Source organism: Bifidobacterium lemurum (assembly GCF_014898175.1).
GTDB classification, from domain to species: Bacteria; Actinomycetota; Actinomycetes; order Actinomycetales; family Bifidobacteriaceae; genus Bifidobacterium; species Bifidobacterium lemurum.
Genome location: NZ_CP062948.1, coordinates 2,616,670 through 2,636,428 on the forward strand (window position 1 = coordinate 2,616,670; position 19,759 = coordinate 2,636,428).

The following is a 19,759-nucleotide window of genomic DNA, read 5'->3' on the forward strand; positions in this document are numbered from 1 at the left end:
TGCGAAGGCTCCAACAACGATCTTCCTAAGAACCGATATCAGCTGCGGCGGCTTCAAGCCAATTGCTGAATTCAATTGCAAGATGCCACTTATGGCCATCAACCACTTCTGTCATCGTCTTTTTCGGGAATTCTATGCAGAGATGACCGTGCAAGCCCTCAGGCGTGTCCTGAAACTGATGTCTCGCGGCACCGACGCGCTTCCCATCAGAAAGTTTCGATACCCCTTCTATTCGGTGGGGATGATTATCCAACAACGGAATATTGATGCAATTCGTTTCGTTGAAATAAATGGTGAACGCCGCCGCGAATGGTGACCCTCCATTGGTTTCACACACATATTGCGTTCCATCTGGACGGTTATCAATAATGTAATGTTCAGGATGAGCCGCTAACATCGCCGGAATATTATTCTTCTTGACTTGCAGATCGAACCATGCGGTAAAGTCTTTCGCTGAAATTCCATTCGCATAGATATCTATCCCAGAGAGCACATATTCTTCATGTGACAAGCGTACGAATCTCCTGACGAGAATATCCGCCAAACGGGTTTCTTTTCTCATGAGCTTCTTCAAGACATCTTGTCCTAAATCCAACTTTCTTTGCAATATGAGTTGGCGGATTTCCGAAAGTTCTTCATTCTGGATTTTCAGGTTAAGTTTTCTAGACGCATGAACGCATCGTTCCATTTCCTTTTTCTGAACGTCCTCTCTGGAAATCTCACGTCCATCGATTACGACACGAATTGAAACATCGCGAGCCATATCCGTTTCCTCCAAAAGTAAACTGTTATGTCACTTTATATTGATATGCTAGCGTCGGACTTTAAGGTCAGCAATGTTTTCATGACAAATGACACAAACTGGTCCGAATGTGTCAGTTTGAGAGAATCGATGTACCGTTCAAATAATCCCAGCGCCTTACGGTCGCAGACCAGGATAATCAATTCCTTTTATCAACTTCTTAATGACACCGCTTACGAAGAAATATCTGTAAAGCAGATCATTTCAAAAAGTCAAATCTCAAGAAAAACGTTCTATCGTAACTTTGATTCAAAAGAAGATGTTTTAATTAGCTGCATCTCCAAAATATTATCAGCTTACATTGAAGAGATGCATACTCAATCAGAAGTCACTCTGTCATGGATCATAGAACAAGCGTTCCGAATCCTTGAGCACAACAAGAATTTCTTTCAGCTGCTGCAAAGGGACAATCTGCTTTATCTTGTATTGAATGTCATCAACAGAGAAATTTTAGACGAGCATTTTTCTCTGTCCGACCAGAAATCGGATTTCAGCCGATATATTGTCTACTTTAATGTCGGAGCGCTGTTTAACGTTTTATCTCTATGGCTTGAGAAAGACGATGCTTATTCAGCCGACGATATTCTACGTTTTCTCAGTGATTACATGGCAGGCGGTATTACAAAAAATTTGAAAAGCCCTCTGGTCATCCAACCATGAGTTCGTCAGATACGGTTCCGATATTCAAACGAAGACGCTCTTTTTTCTCGCCAAACTACATCCGACCGACCGCACCCAACTCGCCATTCTCTGGTTCAACCCCACCGCTAACCGGATCCTTGGACTCCGTTCGCCGTGCTCACTTCGCCCAGGATGACAGGAAACGGCCGCTCCGCCCAAGATGACGTTGAATGCCTACGCTTTGAGAAGAGATGTCTCGACTCCGCTCGACATGACGACATAGCCATCAACGTCTCCTGAGCAAAGCGAAGTCTTTTTCTATCATCCTGAGCGGAACGAAGTGGAGCCGAGGGATCTCCTGAGGATAAAACCGATATTACGGCTTACGATTGTTTAGATAGAATGTTGTGCGGAAGGAGGCTTGTATGTCCACTGCGATATTTGATCCCAAGCCCATGAACGTAGATGCGGATGCTTTGCGCGTATTCAGCGGCCTCGCCAAGCTTAAAGGCATGACGCCGGATGAGTATGTCGCCGATTGGGTGAATTCGTTCAAGCCTGCCACCACAGGCGTCAGTGTGATCGGAGAAGATGAGGACGGGCCGATTTTCGACATCCCGGACGCTCTCGTATATCAGCCTCGATATGACGAGGACGGTGCGATGATTCTTCCCAAGTCCTGGAAAGACGATGATGACTGATCGCAAGCCTCTTCCTGATCAATTGCGTCGTTTCGACGTGGTACGCGCTTGGGTGAGGTACGAGGACGATAAAGGACGCGGCAAGTATCGCCCCATTGCAGTGATCAGAATCTCCAATGACGGTGAGGAAGGCGTGGGAATAAAGGTCACCAGTAATCCCACATGGACCGAGGAAGGCGACATTCATATCGAGGATTGGGCCGAGGCCGGACTCGATCACCTCAGCACCGCCCGCTGCGCGCAACTTGTGCGCTTTGAGACTGCGCGACTCGATGGCTACTATGGCCATTTGTCCCGCAACGACATCGAACGACTGAGTCAGGTCATTACGTCGCTACCGCCGGAACGATTCGTCTGGCTCTAGCGTGATTACACACGTCTAGAGCCAGCGGAAGACAGACACTAAAGCTCTCCGTCGCTACCGGTCACGGTGGCTTTTGAAGATTTGGATGATCAGCGCGGCGATGCCGCAGCATAGGGCGCCGATGGGCCACGACAGCCAGAACAGGCCTTGTCCGGTGCGCCATCCGTCGGACCAATCCATCTCACCGATGGGCTCGCCCGTGAACAGAAGCAGCAGGGCGATGATAGTGGCGATGATCATAATGATGCCGCACACGGCGCCGGTGAGCTCCCCGTAGCGGTCTCGCTCGCCGGCGCGTTCCTTGCGTTCCTTTTCCAAAGAGGCGTTGCGCCCCTCGATATTCATCAACTCATGGCGAACACCCACATAGACGAACAGCCATACGCCAACCGCGACCGTCATCAGCATGAGGCATACCGGCCATCCGTCGTCGACGCCCAACACCTCGTCGGCGTATATCAGTATCAGAATGCCGATGATGATGACGGCGATACCGACGACCACGCCCACAGCGGTACGTCGCGCGGCGGATGTGCGGTCGGCGTCGGTGTAGAAATCCTCGATGAACGGGTGTTGGCGATTGAAGTCAGCGTGCCTCATGCCGCCTGGAATCAGCAGGGCCAATCCTATGACCGTGCCGACGAATACGAACAAGACGGACAGCACCTCGTTCCATGAGCTCGACCCGATGATCGAATGGTTGTCGTCGAACAGACTCGCCAATCCGACTCCGATGATGATCGCCGCGACGCCGGACGCGACCATAAGGGCGAACTGGCGCACATGATCGTCGTAGCCGGTCATATCCTGCGCCGGTTCCTCGGATGCCGTCATCGATAATCCACCGTTCCCGACTCGCCGATCGTCGATGGTTTCAGTGAGAGCGGAGGCATCGTGGGACGAGACGGCCGGATTCGCGGGATTGCGCACGTCTCCCATGACCAGATCGTCCAGCGTGCAGCCGAACAGGTCGCAGATCATCAGCAGCTTGTCCATTTCGGGATACGCTTTTTCACTCTCCCATTTGGAGATGGACTGGCGTGAGACGCCCAACAGCATCGCCAGACGCTCCTGGGTCAGATTGCGGCTCGCTCTCAGATATTGCAGATTGTCGCGGAAACTTATCGCGGGACTCCTTACCGGTTACGCATCAGTGTACGGCCTTCACTATGCGGCATCGACGCGTCCTTGCGCTACCAACTTGCGGTCGCATCCCGATTTTTCTCCGCAACCCACGGTTGCATCGGCGTCATTCCAACGTTTTCGCAACCCGTCATCCTGACGGGTTGCGCACAGCATTATTCCCACCAAGTATTCGTGTGACCCTTTGTCAACCCGAAACGAACAGGAAATGGCGGCATTCCAAGGAATGCCGCCATTTCGTCTTGTGAGGCGATGTGACTTTCGTGTGCGGAAAAGTCGCACGGCATCCACTTTCCGAGAATCCCGTGCGAACCCGCTCAACAGCAACAGCTCGTATTGGGATGCAGACGGTCGTATTCCTCGCGGGCGCGCAGGTATTCGACCTCGCTCATCGGGGTTTCGCCGGGATGTTCGACGGCGAAATGCTCGAGATAATGGTCGTAGCGCGCTTCGCCGCTGACCTCGCGCAGATACCAGACGACGCCGCGCCATGCGCGCTCGAGTTTGTCCAATACGACGTTCATGTTCTTTCCACCAGTTCGAATCATATATAGGACCCGTCATTCTGCGAGGAGATGCTTCGACTCCGCTCAGCATTATCACCGTTATTCTGAGCGGAGCACAAAGTACGGAGTCGAAGAATCCCTTACCCATTGCGAGTGAGATTCTTCGACGCCGCTGCGCTCCGCTCAGAATGACGCAACGTGGGGACGTGCGTCACACCCCAGCCGCAGCCCGGATCAGGCCGCGGCTTCGGCGTTCTGCGCGAGCTCGTGCAGCTTGGCGCTGTATTCGCGCTGCACCTTCTTCTCCAGCGAGGTGGCGACCAGTCCGGACGGGGCGAACCACTGGGATTCGACGAACGGCTCCTCGCTGGTGGTTTCGACGCCCACTTTGCCCGAGATCAGCGTCTTGGCGACGACCACGATGCCGACGATCAGGAACACGCCCATCATCACGAGGAAGAACACGCTCAGCACGCCGTCGAGGTAGGCGTTGCTCAGCGCGGCCCTCGCGTTGGCCAGCGCCTCGCCCTCCAACGCGCCGGATTCAATCTGCGCGCGGTAGTTGGCGGCGGTGGTGAAGTAGCTTAAGGGTCCGAAGATCTTCTGGAAGTCGGCGGTGAAGGTCACGGCGACATCCCACACAAGCGGAATGACGGGGATCCACGCGTACTTGGCGCGGCCCATCTTGACCACGCACACGGTCACCAGCACGAGGCAGGCGGCCGCGAGCAGCTGGTTGGAGATGCCGAAGATCGGGACCATGGCGTTGATGCCGCCGTTCGCGTCGGCCACGCCCATCCACAGCAGGCCGCCCCACAGCGCGGTGGCCACCAGCGTGGTGATGATGTTGCCGGGCTTCCAGGTGGGGTCGCCGAACTTCTTGAGCCGCTTGACGTTGGCGAGCATCTCGCCGATCTGGTAGCGGGCCACGCGGGTGCCGTTATCCACGGTGGTGAGGATGAACAGCGCCTCGAACATGATGGCGAAGTGGTACCAGAAGCCGAGCGATCCCTGGCCGCCCAAGTAGGACTTGAGGAAGTTGGCCATGCCCATGGCGAAGGTGGTGGCGCCGCCGGTGCGCGAGACGATGCTCTGCTCGCCGAGGTCCTCGGCGGCCTTGGTCAACGCCTCCTCGCCCTCGTAGACCACCGGATCGCCGTTCTCGTCGACCGACTCCCACGTGGTGGTCATCTGGTTGCCTTCGATGTCGGAGACCTGCATGTTCTCGGTGGCGGCGACGGCGTTGGCTTCGGCCGAGGCTTCGGCCGAATAGGATTCGCCGGCGGCGGCCTGGATCTGCGCGGTCGACATGTTGGTGGCGAAGTACAGGCCCTGGCTCAGGGTGATCGCCGCGATGAGCGCAATCACGGCGGTGAAGGATTCGACCAGCATGGAGCCGTAGCCGATCATGCGGATCTGGTTCTCCTTCTCGACGGCCTTCGGGGTCAGGCCGGAGCTCACCGCGCCATGGAAGCCGGAGAGGGCGCCGCAGGCGATGGTGATGAACAGGAACGGGAACAGGTCGCCGGAGAAGGTCGGTCCGTTGGAGGTGAAGGCCAGTTCGGTCAGAGCCGGCACCTGCACGGAGGGATTGGCGATGAGGATGCCGATCACCAGCAGCACCAGCGTGCCGATCTTCATCAGCGTGGACAGGTAGTCGCGCGGGGTGACGAGCAGCCAGTGCGGCAGCGCGGCGGCGGCGAAGGAGTAGATCACCAGCGCGATCACCAGCTGCGGGGCGGTCAGGGTGAAGATCGGGGCGAGCACCGGCGAGTCGGCGATGTAGCCGCCGGCGACGATGTCGAGCACGAGCAGCACGAAGCCAAGCAGCGTGGTTTCGATGACGCGTCCCGGGCGCAGGAAACGCTGGTAGCAGCCCATGAGCAGGGCGATCGGGATGGTCATGCCGATGGAGAACACGGCCCACGGCGAGGAGGCCATGGCTTTGATGGCCACGAGCGCGAGGAAGGCCATGGCGATGGCGGTCATCACCACCAGGAAGATCGACAGGATCATGCCGCCGAACTTGCCCATCTCATCGGTGGCCATCTGGCCGAGGGAGCGGCCGCGGCGCTTGGCGGAGATCCACAGCACCAGCATGTCCTGCACCGCGCCGGCGAGGATCACGCCGAGGATGATCCACAGCACGGAGGGCAGGTAGCCCATCTGCGCGGCCAGGATCGGACCGACGAGCGGGCCCGCGCCGGAGATGCCGGCGAAGTGCTGGCCGAAGAGCACGCGGCGGTCGGCGCGTTCGAAGTTCGCGCCGTCGTGCACGCGTTCGGCCGGGGTGGCGTTCGCGTCGTCGGTGCGCATGATCTTCATTTGGATGTAGTACGCGTAGAAACGGTAGGCGATGGCATAGGAGCACAGCGCCACGATCACGAACCAGATGGCGCTGATCTGTTCGCCGCGCGAGACGGCGAGGATGGACCAGCCGATGGCGCCGACGATGGCGATGGCGGCCCACAGCAGGGCCTTGGGCCAGGTCCACACCATCTTCGGGCGCACGCCGACGGGCAGTCCCTTACTGTTGCGGATGACGCGCTCGGCCTCGGCCGGCGTATAGTCGTTCTCGAATTCCAGCCTGCCTGGCGCTGGCGCTTGGGCGGCTGCGGATGACGCAACGTTCGTCATGATTCCCTCGTTCGTGATTCTCTCGTGTTATCTCTGTGAATCGGCCACAGTGGGTATTCCGTGGCTCCCATCACGCTAACCCCCACATATTGCCCCGAAAGAAAAAGTCCACTATATGAGCGGACTATGAGCTAGCTCACATATGATGGACGATAGAGAGAGGCAGGTGAACCGGTGTTGCATATAGCGATTTGCGACGATGAAAAAGCTTTTGTTCAACATTTGACCGGCCTATTGAACCAATACGGCAAAGAGACGGGACTGGGCATAAAGATCACTCCCTACTATGACGGCATGGAGCTGATCGAGCAATACGATCCCACCATAGATCTGATTTTCCTTGATATTCGCATGAAGCTGGTGAACGGCCTTCACGCCGCCGAACGCATCCGGCGGATGGATGAACGCGTGGGGATTATTTTCCTGACCACGCTCACGCAGTACGGGCTTGAGGGATATAAGTATCAGGCGACCAACTACATCATCAAACCTTTACAGTACGCCCGTCTGAAATCGGAGCTGGATAAATTCGTAGAGCGCAGACGGAAAGAAGACGATCCTTCTCTGGTGATCGCCAACGACACGGGAAAATACAAGGTTCCCCTGAAATCCATCCGCTATATTGAAACCTTCAACCGCAACCTGATGTTCCACACCGAACAAGAAAACATCATCTGCTACAAAAGCATGAAGGAAATGGAACGGGCACTGCGCGATAACGACTTTGTGCGCTGCCATACCAGCTATATTGTCAATCTGTTTTATGTGAAAGGCATTAAAAAGCTGGATATTGAATTGATTTCAGGCGAGACCATTCCCATCAGCCAGCCGAAGCGCAAAGAATTTATGGAGCGTCTGGCTGACTATTGGGGAGATATGTTATGACATGGGCATATCAGATTCTAGATATACTTTCAACGGCGACAGAAGCCATTTCAGTGTATCTATTCTGCTCATGGCTGTGTAAGAAGCCTCGTTTTAGCGCCTTCACCAATAAATGCATTATTATAGGCGTATATTTTCTCAGTATTTATGCTATGACATGGTTTACTGAGTTGGGCGCATATAAAATTCCCGTTCTTATCATTGTCGGTCTGACTGTAATACAAATATGCTATGCAGACTCATTTGTCACATGCGGTATTTGCTATGAAGCCTACCTGATTTCGATACCAGTATTAACCGAAGGCCTAGGAATGCTGATAGGATACGCTTTCTATCAGGACGATATTATTGTTGCGATTGACGGCGATTCCCTCATGCGCTGGGAAATATATGCGATTATTTTGATCGCACGAATTATAGTTTTATGCCTTTCATATCTGATGTGCAGAAATTTCACTTATCAAGTGAATTATAAAGACTTTATCTTGCTGACGACGGTATTTATTTTCGCAATAGTGTTTTTTATGTCAGATGTTTATATGCATTTGAACTTGGGAGTTGCGGGAGACAGACTCCACTATATTGTTTCAACGGCTCTTCCTGCGGCCGGCATTATGACATTTCTCTATGCGAAAAACACCATGTATCTGCGGGAACAGGAACAGCGAGGCAAACTGCAGATCGCACAGCTTCAGCAGCAGTTCGCTTACTATCAGGAGAAAATGAAAGATGAGGAACGGGTTCGTTCCATCTACCACGATCTGAAAAACCATTTGCTTGTTATGGAAAACAGGCAGAACACAGAAGAAACACGTCAGATGGCGAAAACGCTGCGCTCCCAAATTACAGCCTATGAGGACTATGCGCATACAGGAAATGATTTTCTGGACATCATCGTAAAAGATAAGGCGGCAAAGGCCCGCGAAAAGCAGATTGATTTTTCCGCTATGGTCGACTTTCACGGAATCGACTTTATAGAGCCGCTGGATATCAGCACCATCTTCGGCAACGCCATTGACAATGCGATAGAGGCCAGCGAAAAACTGCCGGAATCCAAACGCTTGATTACCGTTAAGGCCGAACGCTTCCGGGATATGCTGCTTATCACCGTGGAAAACAATACGCCACCGGGGAACCATCTCACCGAGAGAACCACAAAGCAAGACCGCTTGGTGCATGGCTTTGGGATTCCCAATATCAAAAAAGCCGTAGAGAAATACGGCGGCCAGTGCAGCTTCCAACAGGAAGAAGGAACCTATCGGCTGAATATTCTGATTCCTTGCCCTTAATCGAAAACGCCGCTTCTTTGCGAAGCGGCGTTTTCTGCTCTTTTTTCGACGGAAGATCATAGTTTTTTCATCGTCAATATTAGATTACGCATTTTCCATTGCGCCTTTCTTTTGCCTGGATACGGTAAGAGCAAATCCAGAAAAAGAAAGCGAGGCTATGGTATATGAGCATTTTGAGCACCAAACAATTGACGAAGCAATACGGCGTTGAACCGATCAACGTCAAGGCTCTGGACAGCGTGAGCATTTCCATCGAGCCAGGCGAATTCGTTGCCATCATCGGCACATCCGGCAGCGGGAAATCCACCCTGCTGAATATGTTGGGCGGCTTAGACCGCCCCACTTCCGGAACGGTCAAGGTGGATAACTATGAACTGGGCAAGCTGAGAGACGAGGACTTGACCGTATTCCGCCGCCAGCGGATCGGATTCATCTTCCAGAACTACAATCTGGTTCCTGTTCTGAATGTGTACGAAAACATTGTCATGCCCATTCAGCTTGGCGGGAAAAAGCCGGATACGCAATTCATCAAGGAGATTGTGGCGTTGCTGGGGCTGGAAAAGAAACTCTACAACATGCCCAACACCCTTTCCGGCGGCCAGCAGCAGCGGGTGGCCATCGCAAGGGCATTGGCCAGCAAACCGGCCATTATCCTTGCCGACGAGCCGACCGGCAATCTGGACAGCAAAACCAGTGACGAAGTGATCGAGCTTCTGAAAGTCACCAGCCAGAAATTCCATCAGACCATTGTGATGATTACCCATAACCCGGAAATCGCAGCGCGGGCGGACCGCACCATCCACATTGAAGATGGCCGGATTGCGCAGTAAGGCGGCGACACCATGAAAGAACAGAAATCAATCATCCGCACATTGACAAACCGCAGTTTCAAAGCGAATACAACCCGCAACCTGATTGCCGTCTTCGCCATCGTCCTAACAACGGTTATGTTCACATCCCTGTTTGTCCTGTCGCAAAGCATGGTGAGCAATATACGGAACATGAATTTCCAGCAGGCTGGATACAACAGCCATTTGAGCTCCGGCACCATGGCGGACGCCGATGTGGAGAAAATCATCACCCACAAAGCTGTTCGGGACTACGGTAAAAGCACGATCATCGGCGTGGCCGAGAATAAGGAATTGACCGGGCGGCAGGTGGAAATCCGCTATGCCGACGAACACTACGCCCGTTCCAGCTTTTCCTATCCCACAACGGGAACCATGCCGGTGCAGGAAAACGAGATCGCGTTGGATACCATCACCCTTGACAAGATGGGGCTGCCCTATGAATTAGGGCAAGAAATCACCCTTGAATGGCGCAGGGATTTAACTTCTGATGAATACACCACCAGCACCTTTGTTCTCTCTGGCTATTGGAACGGTAATTCCGCCGCTATGGCAAGTATGGCATGGGTTTCCGAAGCCTTTGTACAAATCCAGTGCTCCGGTATTGACCAGGAAGCGCAACTTGCGAACGGGCAGGTTTTGGGAACCACAATGCTCCACCTTGATCTTCACAGTGACAGTGACCTGGAAGGGACGGCGGAGCGGATCGCAGCCGACACCGGACTGTCCGACGTGTCCTTTTCCCCCAATGCGGCCTATGACGCCACCATGAACCAGAACATCATCCGCGAAGTGCTGCCGATGGCAATTTGCATGGTATTGGTATTTGCCAGCGGGTATCTGATCATCTACAACATTTTCCAGATTTCCGTCGCCGGCGACATCCGCTTTTTTGGCAGGCTGAAAACACTAGGAACCACCAAAAAGCAGCTTAAGACGATGATCTACGGGCAGGCCAACCGTTTGTCGCTGATCGGCATTCCTATCGGGCTGGGAATCGGGTATCTGCTGGGAGCCGTGTTGGTGCCCGTGATGATAACCGGAACAACAGGAGAGGCACAAGCAGCGGTCAATCCCTATATTTTCATTGGTTCTGCGGCGTTCGCCTATCTGACCGTTCTGATCTCCTGCATGAAGCCCGCCAAAATCGCCGGCAAGGTTTCCCCGATGGAGGCCCTGCGCTACACCGACGCAGACACCGTCAGCACACGGAAAATCAAGAAAAGCACCGGTGGTGCAAGCATCCCGAAGATGGCGTTGGCCAATTTGGGTCGGAACACGAAGCGCACCATTACGGTGATCTGTTCCCTGACGCTGGGGCTTGTGCTGCTTTCCTGCGTTTATGCGAAAAACGCCAGCTTTGATATTGATAAATACATGGGCCAGACGGTTATCAGTGATTTTGAGGTAGAGGACAGCTCGATTTCCTCCACCTTCGGAACCTATAATCCCTACGGCACAACCATTTCCCCGGAGCTGGTACAGAACATCGAGGGGCTTTCCGGACTGGAAACCACGGGGCGTTTGTATTCACAAGTATTCACCCACCAAATCGGGGCCTCCGCCCTTGAAAATATCCAGACCTATTACCATGCCGACGATCGAATCGCCTACATTGAAGCAACGGATGCGGGGCTGGCCGAAGCCTACCATGACATGATCGAGAGCGGCGAGTGCGTTTCCATGCTGTACGGCGTTGACGGCCTGATATTGGATACGTTCGCCCAAGATGGCCGGATATTGGATGGCACCTTTGATAAGGATGCATTCCTGTCCGGAGGCTATGTGGTGATGGAAGCGGCCACCGGCGCAGAGGACAGTGAGAAGGAAACCCAGCCGACCTATTCCGTCGGGGATATGGTGGAGCTGGACGGACGGCAGTATGAAGTGATGGCGATTGTGGCGGATATCCCCACGATCACGGAGGGTGTCAACAGCAGTACGCAGGATTTCCTTTCGTTCTATCTTCCGGCGGACACATTCCGGGAGACGCACCCGGACAACACCCTGCGAAAGCTGTTCTTCGATGTGGCGGAGGAATACCAGCCACAGGCGGAAAACATGCTGGTCGACTACCGCGATAATGTGGATAAATCCCTGAACTATACTGCGAAATCCACTCTGATTGAGCATTATCAGGAACAAACACGGGCCAATACGGTCATGGGCTTCGCCATCAGCTTGATCATCGCCTTTGTCGGCATTTTGAACTTCATCAATTCCATGCTGACGGCGATTGTCTCCCGACGGAAAGAATTCGCCATGATACAGAGTATCGGCATGACAAAGCGACAGCTTCGGCGCATGCTGATCGATGAGGGCCTGTATTACGCCGGAGGCACCTTGTTGGCATCCTACGTTTTGGGCGCTCTGGCCGTGGGAATTGGCGTCCGCATGATGGTCTCGAACGATTGGACGGCGACATTCCACTTCACGCTGTTGCCGCTGGTGATCTGTACACCGGTGTTGATTGCGCTTGCGATTCTGATCCCCTATATCTGTTTCAAGAATCTGGAGAAGCAAAGCATTGTGGAAAGACTGAGGGCTACCGATTGACATTGTTCATGCGGTCAGCGCAACCGTCACTGACCGCATGAACAGCAAATGAACTACGATCACTCCTCGTCGACGGTTTCGGCGTCGGCCGAGCCGTCGGGTTCGTCTCCCGTATCGCCGGATTCGTCGGAGCCATCGCTTTGCGAGGAGCCGTCCGTCGCCTCGTCCTTCAGCACGTAACGGCCGCCCTCGGTGGCGCAATCCTTGCAGGCGCGGGTCTTATGGTTGTCCGCGAACGCCTCCTCGATGGTGCCGGAGTAGATTTCGGCGGAACGCTTGAGATGCGGGCAGTCCGGATTGAAGTGGTACACGTCGCCGGACGCGGTCCAGTACACCTCGCCGTCGTCGGCGAGCTGCGCGGCGGCGACCTCGGCCTGATCGTATGCCTCGGAGGTGGTAGGCTGCCAGTTGGCGCCACCAAGACCGGCCGCGACCAGCGCGACGCCGGCCACGATGGAGCATACGGTTTTGGTTTTCTTGTCGAGATCTTTGTTCGTCAGGGTCAGCAGGACGATCGGAGCGAACGCGATCACCGCGATGATCACGCCGAGTTCGGTCTGGACCCAATAGGCCACGGCGTTCTTCTTGGATGCCGGATCGATGCTGTTGGCGCGGTTCCAGGTCAGCGAGCCGGCCAGTACGAATCCGAAGTCGACCACCAGCAGGATGATGATCCACCACATGCGGTCGAGTCCGGGGAAGTTGAAGGTGCCGTTCATCTCCAGCACGGCCAGCACCTCCATCACGATGCCGACCAGCCATAGCACGAACGCCACGACGCGCAGCGGCATGGCCTGTGAGCGGCGACGCTCGTGCGAGGCGTCCAAGTCGACGCCCGAGACGCTGTGGGCTTTCACATCCGTGACGCTCTCACCGGTGGAACGGTCGATGAACCTGCGGTCTTTGGGATCGTCGACGCGCTTGCCGACGCGCTTCGCCGGGCTCTTCTTCTCTGCCATGATGCTCTCCATCGTCGAATTACAGGCAACAACCGCGATTATATGGACGCGAATCATCCCCCGACGGGGAGCAGGCGGCGCAACATACCTGAAAGCGGTACGCATCCGTACGAAGATCGCGCAAGTCGGCCAGTCAAACATCTTCCAGCGTGCGACGATGGACCAGTCAACACACATCAGAGCGAAGAAAGGGTGCGCCCATGACACAGAAAACAACCGGTGACGCCGGACATCAGCAGATCGTCGATCAGCTCGCCAGCGCCATCAAAGACAATCCGCAGATGCTGAAGTCCTTCGGCGTCGACCCCGGTGCCATGATCGAAAAGGTGACCGGCATCAAGCTTGGCGACGAGCAGGTGGCCGAGGTCGTCGGCGCTCTTACCTCCGCTTTGCAAGGCAAAGGCTTCGACATCGGCGATTTGGGCGATCTCGCGCAGAATCTCATGAAGGGCGACGCCCTACAGTCGATTCTCGGATCCGTCGGCGGTCTGTTCGGCGGCAAGAAGTAACGGCGAACCCATGCGGGGCCTGAGACCTCCCGCCCAAGGCTCCCGCATCGTACAAACTAGGCACCGCCCCGGAGCGGTGCCTACTTCCGTCCACGCGCCCCGCATGGAACAATGGTGTCGACAACCTGACCGACGGACCCGACCGACGGGAGATATGATGACCGCCACATTTACGCCTCACGTGATGCCCGATTGGGTGCGGTACGGCATGTTCTGGCAGGTATATCCTTTGGGATTCTGCGGATGCGACATCCGTCGCCAATACGGCCGCGGCTTCAACGGGCGGGGTCTCGACGCGCTGGTCGACTGGCTGGATTACGCGATCGAGCTGGGTGCTTCGGGACTGCTGCTCGGCCCGATCTTCGAATCCTCGTCACATGGTTACGACACGTTGGATTACAAGCGCGTGGACACTCGGCTCGGCGGCGACGAGGCCTTCGACCGACTCGCTACGGCTTGCCATGCCAAGGGGCTCACGCTGGTTCTGGATGGCGTGTTCAATCATGTGGGGCGCGAGCATCCGGCCGTTCGGGCGGCATTGGACGAGTCTTGCGGCAAACTCGCCGCCGCGGACGACCCTTGGCATGGGATGATTCGAGTGGAGCGCGACGGCGAGGGCAATCCCTCACTTGACGTGTTCGAGGGGCACGGCTCACTGGTCGACCTCGACCATACGGCATCGCGGACCGTGGATCTGGTGGCCGATGTGATGGGGTACTGGCTGGACCGCGGCGCGGACGGCTGGCGTCTGGACGCCGCGTACGCCGTGCCGCCGTCGTTCTGGACGCGGGTGCTGCCGCAGGTGCGCGCGAGCCATCCGCAAGCCTGGATATTCGGCGAGGTGATCCACGGCGACTATCCGGCCATCGTGCGCGAATCCGGCATGGATTCGGTCACGCAATACGAGTTGTGGAAGTCCATCCAGCACAGTCTGGAAACCGACAACTTCTTCGAACTCGATTGGAATCTGCAGCGGCACAACGCCTTCCTTGACGCATTCGTGCCGCAGACCTTCATCGGCAACCACGACGTGACGCGCATCGCCTCGCAGATCGGCCAATCCAAGGCCCTGCTCGCGTTGGCCGTGCTGATGACCGTCGGCGGCGTGCCCAGCATCTACTACGGCGACGAACAGGGCTATACGGGCATCAAACAGGAGCGCTTCGGCGGCGACGACGACATCCGCCCGAAATTCCCCGACTCCCCCGCCGAGCTTTCCCGATTGGGCGAACCCATCTACCGCGCGCATCAGGATCTGATCGGCCTACGCCGCCGCAACCCTTGGCTGGTCGAGGCGCGCACCGAAACCCTGACATTGGAGAACACGCGCTACGTCTACCGCTCCACCAGCACGGACGGCGCGCACAGCATCACCGTGGATCTCGACATCACCGTCGACGACAAGCCCTCCGTCAGCATCGTCGACGAAGCCGGCGCGACGCTGTATCGCCATTCCTTCTGATGTTCCACGGCTTGGGAGATGTCATCGAGACATGTCCCAAGCCGCCAGTTCGGTCACCTCGTCAAGGAATCTGCGCACATGAGCGGATGGCTCGAGCGCATGCATCACACCGTATTGCATGGTGAAGTCCCAGTCGACCGGCACGGTGACCAATCCCGGATGGACGTCTGACCATACCGGTTTGGACAACAACAGGTCGCCGCATTCGACGCAGTCGTTGAAGACGGACAAGTCGTAGTGTTCGAAGTCCACCACCTCAATGCCGCCATTGGATTCCAGCGCGTCTCGCGCGTCCTCGTTGCCTCCGTGTCCACGGGCGATCACTCGTACGCGATTGCCTTCCAGATCGCTGACCGACAGTCGCCTACGAAGGGCCAACGGATGGTCGCGCGGCACCGCGACGGCCAAGGGCTGGTCCTCGATACGCAATGTCCCGCACACATCGCCCCACCACTGCGGCATGAACGCGCATACCACCACATCCACATGTTCACCCAGATGCCGTACGACATTTTCGAATGCGGCGTAATCGTCGACCATCGGCACTATTTCCAAGCGCGAACCGCCATGCCGCGCGGCTCCGTGCTGCCATAAATCGAGGATGCGCTTGCCTGAACGCAACACGGAGACGCCCAATCTCACCGGCATGTCGCCGCCCATCTCCGCCGCACGGGCGCGACGCACGATCTCATCGCACTGCCGGATGATCGCTCTGGCATCCTCAACGAACTGTTCTCCGGCAATCGTGGGCTCCACACCACCTCGCGAGCGATGGAACAAGGTGAGATGGTGCTCGCGTTCGAAGGTGTTGACCTGTTTGACCAATGCGGGCACGGAGATATGCAGCCGTTCGGCCGCTTTGCCAAAGCTGCCGAGGTCGGCCGAGGCGATGACGGCATCGAGCCTGCGATCGTACATGCGCGCCTCCGATTGTGTGAACCTATGGCTCATACACCGTAATCCATATTGATTCATATACCACTGGTTAATAATGAATCATTAGAATACCATTGCTTTGTCAGGATTTACAGACATAAATCCATAAACTTTTGGAACAGACTTGTTCTTTCCGCTCCAAACTGGAACACTCATCGAAGGCAAACATTCATGAACACTTACGAAACACTGCGAACCCCACACACCGTGTTTGGCGATGGCTCACTCGATACGATCGGCAGGCATCTGACCGTCTGGGGCGCGCGTTCGTGCCTGCTGGTCACCGATAAGGGCATTGTGGGACTTGGCTACGCGGAACGGGCCAAACAATCGGTCGAACAGGCGGGCATCTCCTGCGACGTGTACGACCAATGCTTGCCCGATCCGCCGGACACCACTTGTCTTGAGGTTCGCGATCTCATCCTTGAGGGGAATTACGACGCGGTCATCGGATTGGGCGGCGGATCCAGCATGGACACCGCGAAAGTCGCTGCGCTCATCGCCGGCATCCCTGAGGACATCGACGACCTACACGAGTACAGCAAACAGGGATCACGGATGTCGGAGACCTATCGCCGGCCTTGCCGTCTGATCACGATTCCCACTACAGGAGGGTCAGGTGCGGAATCCACTCCCACCGGCGTCATCACCAGCACCTCGCTGAATCTCAAATTTTCCATCGGCAATGAGAACCTCATCGCGGATCTGGCCATCATCGACCCGACGCTCACCGTCGGCATGCCGCCGACCCCCACGGCATATTGTGGTCTTGACGCGCTGGCCCATTGCATGGAAAACCTTATCGGCACGCAGCAGAACGCATTCAGCGAACTGGTACAGCTCGATTGTCTCGAACGTATTTGGACTTGGCTGCCGGTCGCGTTCCGAGAACCGGAGAATCTGGAGGCGCGCGAACACTTGGCGTGGGCGGCGCATTATGCGGAGGCGTCCGGAGCGGTGCCGAACGGCCACGCGGTGGCGCACGCGATCGGCGCCATGTATCACATCGTGCATGGGCACGCCTGCGCGATGACCTTGCCGACCGTATACCGCCATTTCGCACAGGCCCCCGAGGCGGCGGACGCGATTCACAAGGTGGGACAACGCATCGGTGTGGCCGTATCCGATGACCCGATCGCCAACGGCGATCGCGTGGCCGATGCGATACTCACTTTCTATCGCGGGTTCGGCCTGTCGGGACTCCAGGAGACGTTACGAAACAACGGCACCCTTGACACGCGCGACGAGTTCATCGCTAAAGCGGTGCCGTTGGTGATGGACGATTTCAAGTCGCGGCTGTGGACGCCCGCTATCCACACCGGCGACTACGCGTCCAAGATCGGCGCGGTGCTGGGAGCCATCTGGGATGAGCGCTAGTCTTTCCATGCCTCTGCGCTGTGGCACTCCATAGCGCATGGCTATTGGCCAACGCACACCCATGACCATATAATCCTGCCGGCCCATGATGGTCGAAGAGTGAAAGAGATGATTGTGAAGGACAACAAGAGCTCTGCGGAAACGGCTACAAGCAGCGCTTCCAAAAACGCCATCGACATGCTGCACGGCCCCATTTGGAACCGTGTGCTGATGTTCGCGCTGCCGGTGGCGGCCACGGGCATTCTGGAGCAGCTGTTCAACGCGACCGGCGTCGCCATCGTCGGCAATTTCTCAGGCGGCGAGGACACGCAGGCCGTGGCGGCCGTGGGCGCGAACAGTTTCATCGTCATGCTGGTCATCAACTTCTTCATAGGCGTGTCTTTGGGCGCGAATGTGGTGATCGCCAACGCGATCGGCCGCGGCAGCATGGATGCCGTGCGCAAGGCGGTGCATACCGCGATCGTCATGGCCGTCGCCGGCGGCGTGGCCGCTCTGGTCATCGGCGAACTGGGTGCCACCGCCATTCTGGGCATGCTCAACGTGCCTGCCGACGTGTATCCGCTCGCGTTGGTGTATCTGCGCATCTATCTGATCGGCCTGCCGGTGATCCTGCTCTATAATTTCGAGGCGGCGATCTTCCGCTCCGTGGGCGACACCGCCACGCCGTTGAAGGTGCTCGCCATGGCGGGCGTGCTCAACGTGGCGCTGGGACTCACGTTCACCGCGGGGCTCAATATGAGCGTGGCGGGCGTCGCCACCGCCACCGTGCTTTCCAACGCCTTCGGGTCGCTGGTGCTGCTGCGTATGCTGATGCGCACCGACGCGCCCATTCATGTCGAATTGCGCGAACTGCGCGTGGACATGATGGCCATGCGGTCGATTCTGCGCATCGGCCTGCCCGCCGGTATCCAAGGCGCGGTGTTCGCCTTCGCCAACGTCATCATCCAGGGCGCGATCAACAGTCTCGGCACCACGGTGATCGCGGCTTCCAGCGCCGCGTTCAACATCGAGGTGTTCGCCTACCAGGTGCTGAACTCCTTCGCGCAGGCGTGCTCCACCTTCACCGGGCAGAACTACGGCGCCCGTCAGGTCGGCCGGTGCCGCAGGGTGCTCGCCGTGTGCTATCTGGAGGATGTGGTCGCCACCGCCACGGCGATCGCGCTGGTGCTGTTGTTCGGCCGCAGTCTGCTGATGATTTTCGTGCATGATCCCGAGGCCGTCGATATCGGCTATATCCGCTTGACCATGGTGTTCATCGGCTATATCTTCTCCATGGCCTACGAGATGGCCTCCGGATATCTGCGTGGATTCGGCATCTCGCTGGTGCCGGCGCTGCTTACCGTGCTCGGCGTGTGCGGCACGCGTATCGGCTGGGTGATGCTGGTGTTCCCCTCCCATCGCTCGTTCGAGTCGATTATGCTCGTCTATCCGATCTCCCTCGCCGTCACCGCCGCGCTGGTGCTCGGCTCGCTGATCGTCTACCGTCCTTCGCGCCGCGCGCCCGCGCGCTAGGGACCCGAACCGTTTAGACGGATCGCGCGCGTTATTCGACGCTGACGTCCGGCATGAACACGCCGACGATGAGTTCAAGCAGATCCTCGGTGGGCATGGGATCGGGGTCGGTGAGCCACCGGCGGACCACGGCAAGGACGCCTGAGAAATAGAACTCCCGCACGTATTCCGCGTTCCGCCCCGCAGCGTCTTTGCCGATGTTCCGCTCGATAAGAGGCATCATGAACGGCTTGACGGCTTCCTTCATCTTCTCCACGAAGGCGGGGTCTCCATGGGGACCAAGCAGCACTTTGAGAAAAGGCTTGTCCTTGGCGCTCTGGTCGAGAAACGCGGCGAGATTGATGCGGATGCTGTCCGGATCGCTGAAGTCGACGATCACATCCCGCATGGCGGTTATGCGGCGCGCGATGAAATCATCCTCCACGTGTTCACGCAGATCGAGCACGCTGGTGTAGTACATGTAGAACGTGGCCCGGTTGTAGCCGGCGAGATCGGTGATCTGCCGCACCGTGATCTTCTCGATGGGCTGGCGCTCGTACAGCATCCAGAACGCGCGGCGCAGACGGTTGCGCGTCTTGGCGGTGACCTCGGGCTGTTTCATGACCATAGTGGTATTCTCCCCACATCACTCGACATGTGTCGTACGATGCCC

General features: G+C 56.7%; 18 protein-coding genes. 11 read left to right on the forward strand and 7 right to left on the reverse strand.

Features of this window, described 5'->3' with window-relative positions:
* Positions 1-25: 25 nt before the first annotated feature.
* Complete coding sequence (locus BL8807_RS10410; RefSeq protein WP_072726715.1) at positions 26-763, reverse strand: hypothetical protein; 738 nt, start codon at positions 761-763, stop codon at positions 26-28.
* A gap of 81 nt (positions 764-844) precedes the next feature.
* Here BL8807_RS10410 and BL8807_RS10415 point away from each other — a divergent pair, with 81 nt between their 5' ends.
* From BL8807_RS10415 to BL8807_RS10425, 3 genes are all read left to right on the forward strand, one after another.
* Complete coding sequence (locus tag BL8807_RS10415; protein ID WP_159431899.1) at positions 845-1,462, forward strand: TetR/AcrR family transcriptional regulator; 618 nt, start codon at positions 845-847, stop codon at positions 1,460-1,462.
* Between the two features lie 386 nt (positions 1,463-1,848).
* On the forward strand, positions 1,849-2,124 hold the full coding sequence (locus BL8807_RS10420; protein ID WP_072726717.1) for a hypothetical protein: 276 nt from the start codon (positions 1,849-1,851) through the stop codon (positions 2,122-2,124).
* Positions 2,114-2,488, forward strand: coding sequence for a type II toxin-antitoxin system PemK/MazF family toxin (locus BL8807_RS10425; protein WP_226847355.1), 375 nt, complete (start codon positions 2,114-2,116; stop codon positions 2,486-2,488). Before BL8807_RS10420 ends, BL8807_RS10425 begins: the two co-directional genes overlap by 11 nt.
* A gap of 54 nt (positions 2,489-2,542) precedes the next feature.
* Here the strand turns inward: BL8807_RS10425 and BL8807_RS10430 are convergent, their stop codons facing one another.
* The 3 genes from BL8807_RS10430 to BL8807_RS10440 form a co-directional block, all read right to left on the reverse strand.
* Positions 2,543-3,613, reverse strand: coding sequence for a helix-turn-helix transcriptional regulator (locus tag BL8807_RS10430; protein ID WP_072726718.1), 1,071 nt, complete (start codon positions 3,611-3,613; stop codon positions 2,543-2,545).
* Between the two features lie 335 nt (positions 3,614-3,948).
* Entirely contained in the window at positions 3,949-4,155 is a 207-nt protein-coding gene (locus BL8807_RS10435; RefSeq protein WP_072726719.1) for a CstA-like transporter-associated (seleno)protein, read from the reverse strand.
* A gap of 216 nt (positions 4,156-4,371) precedes the next feature.
* The gene (locus BL8807_RS10440) at positions 4,372-6,774 is read right to left on the reverse strand and encodes a carbon starvation CstA family protein (protein ID WP_072726720.1); all 2,403 of its coding nucleotides are present in this window, start codon (positions 6,772-6,774) and stop codon (positions 4,372-4,374) included.
* A gap of 174 nt (positions 6,775-6,948) precedes the next feature.
* On the opposite strand from BL8807_RS10440, the gene BL8807_RS10445 reads away from it, so the two are divergent.
* From BL8807_RS10445 to BL8807_RS10460, 4 genes are all read left to right on the forward strand, one after another.
* A complete protein-coding gene (locus BL8807_RS10445) occupies positions 6,949-7,659 on the forward strand; it encodes a LytR/AlgR family response regulator transcription factor (protein ID WP_072726721.1) in 711 nt (236 codons plus the stop codon).
* On the forward strand, positions 7,656-8,948 hold the full coding sequence (locus BL8807_RS10450) for a sensor histidine kinase (RefSeq protein WP_072726722.1): 1,293 nt from the start codon (positions 7,656-7,658) through the stop codon (positions 8,946-8,948). The genes BL8807_RS10445 and BL8807_RS10450 overlap by 4 nt, the downstream gene beginning before the upstream one ends.
* Positions 8,949-9,112: 164 nt before the next feature.
* Positions 9,113-9,778, forward strand: a complete 666-nt coding sequence (locus tag BL8807_RS10455; protein WP_072726723.1) for an ABC transporter ATP-binding protein — start codon at positions 9,113-9,115, stop codon at positions 9,776-9,778.
* 12 nt (positions 9,779-9,790) lie between these two features.
* Entirely contained in the window at positions 9,791-12,352 is a 2,562-nt protein-coding gene (locus BL8807_RS10460) for an ABC transporter permease (RefSeq protein ID WP_072726724.1), read from the forward strand.
* A gap of 59 nt (positions 12,353-12,411) precedes the next feature.
* Here BL8807_RS10460 and BL8807_RS10465 read toward each other — a convergent pair whose 3' ends face one another.
* Positions 12,412-13,311 carry a hypothetical protein gene (locus BL8807_RS10465; RefSeq protein ID WP_072726725.1) on the reverse strand — a complete coding sequence of 300 codons (900 nt, stop codon included), beginning with the start codon at positions 13,309-13,311 and terminating at the stop codon, positions 12,412-12,414.
* Positions 13,312-13,511: 200 nt separating this feature from the next.
* Between BL8807_RS10465 and BL8807_RS10470 the strand changes: the two genes are divergently transcribed.
* Positions 13,512-13,820 carry a hypothetical protein gene (locus BL8807_RS10470; RefSeq protein WP_072726726.1) on the forward strand — a complete coding sequence of 103 codons (309 nt, stop codon included), beginning with the start codon at positions 13,512-13,514 and terminating at the stop codon, positions 13,818-13,820.
* Between the two features lie 154 nt (positions 13,821-13,974).
* Positions 13,975-15,282, forward strand: coding sequence for an alpha-amylase family protein (locus BL8807_RS10475; protein WP_072726727.1), 1,308 nt, complete (start codon positions 13,975-13,977; stop codon positions 15,280-15,282).
* A gap of 21 nt (positions 15,283-15,303) precedes the next feature.
* Here BL8807_RS10475 and BL8807_RS10480 read toward each other — a convergent pair whose 3' ends face one another.
* Positions 15,304-16,233, reverse strand: a complete 930-nt coding sequence (locus BL8807_RS10480) for a LysR family transcriptional regulator (RefSeq protein ID WP_226847357.1) — start codon at positions 16,231-16,233, stop codon at positions 15,304-15,306.
* Between the two features lie 156 nt (positions 16,234-16,389).
* Here BL8807_RS10480 and BL8807_RS10485 point away from each other — a divergent pair, with 156 nt between their 5' ends.
* Together BL8807_RS10485 and BL8807_RS10490 are read left to right on the forward strand one after the other, a co-directional pair.
* Positions 16,390-17,595 carry an iron-containing alcohol dehydrogenase gene (locus BL8807_RS10485; RefSeq protein WP_072726728.1) on the forward strand — a complete coding sequence of 402 codons (1,206 nt, stop codon included), beginning with the start codon at positions 16,390-16,392 and terminating at the stop codon, positions 17,593-17,595.
* A gap of 114 nt (positions 17,596-17,709) precedes the next feature.
* Positions 17,710-19,107 carry an MATE family efflux transporter gene (locus tag BL8807_RS10490; RefSeq protein ID WP_226847359.1) on the forward strand — a complete coding sequence of 466 codons (1,398 nt, stop codon included), beginning with the start codon at positions 17,710-17,712 and terminating at the stop codon, positions 19,105-19,107.
* 31 nt (positions 19,108-19,138) lie between these two features.
* On the opposite strand, the gene BL8807_RS10495 is transcribed toward BL8807_RS10490, so the two are convergent.
* Complete coding sequence (locus BL8807_RS10495; protein WP_072726730.1) at positions 19,139-19,714, reverse strand: TetR/AcrR family transcriptional regulator; 576 nt, start codon at positions 19,712-19,714, stop codon at positions 19,139-19,141.
* Between the last annotated feature and the right edge of the window lie 45 nt (positions 19,715-19,759).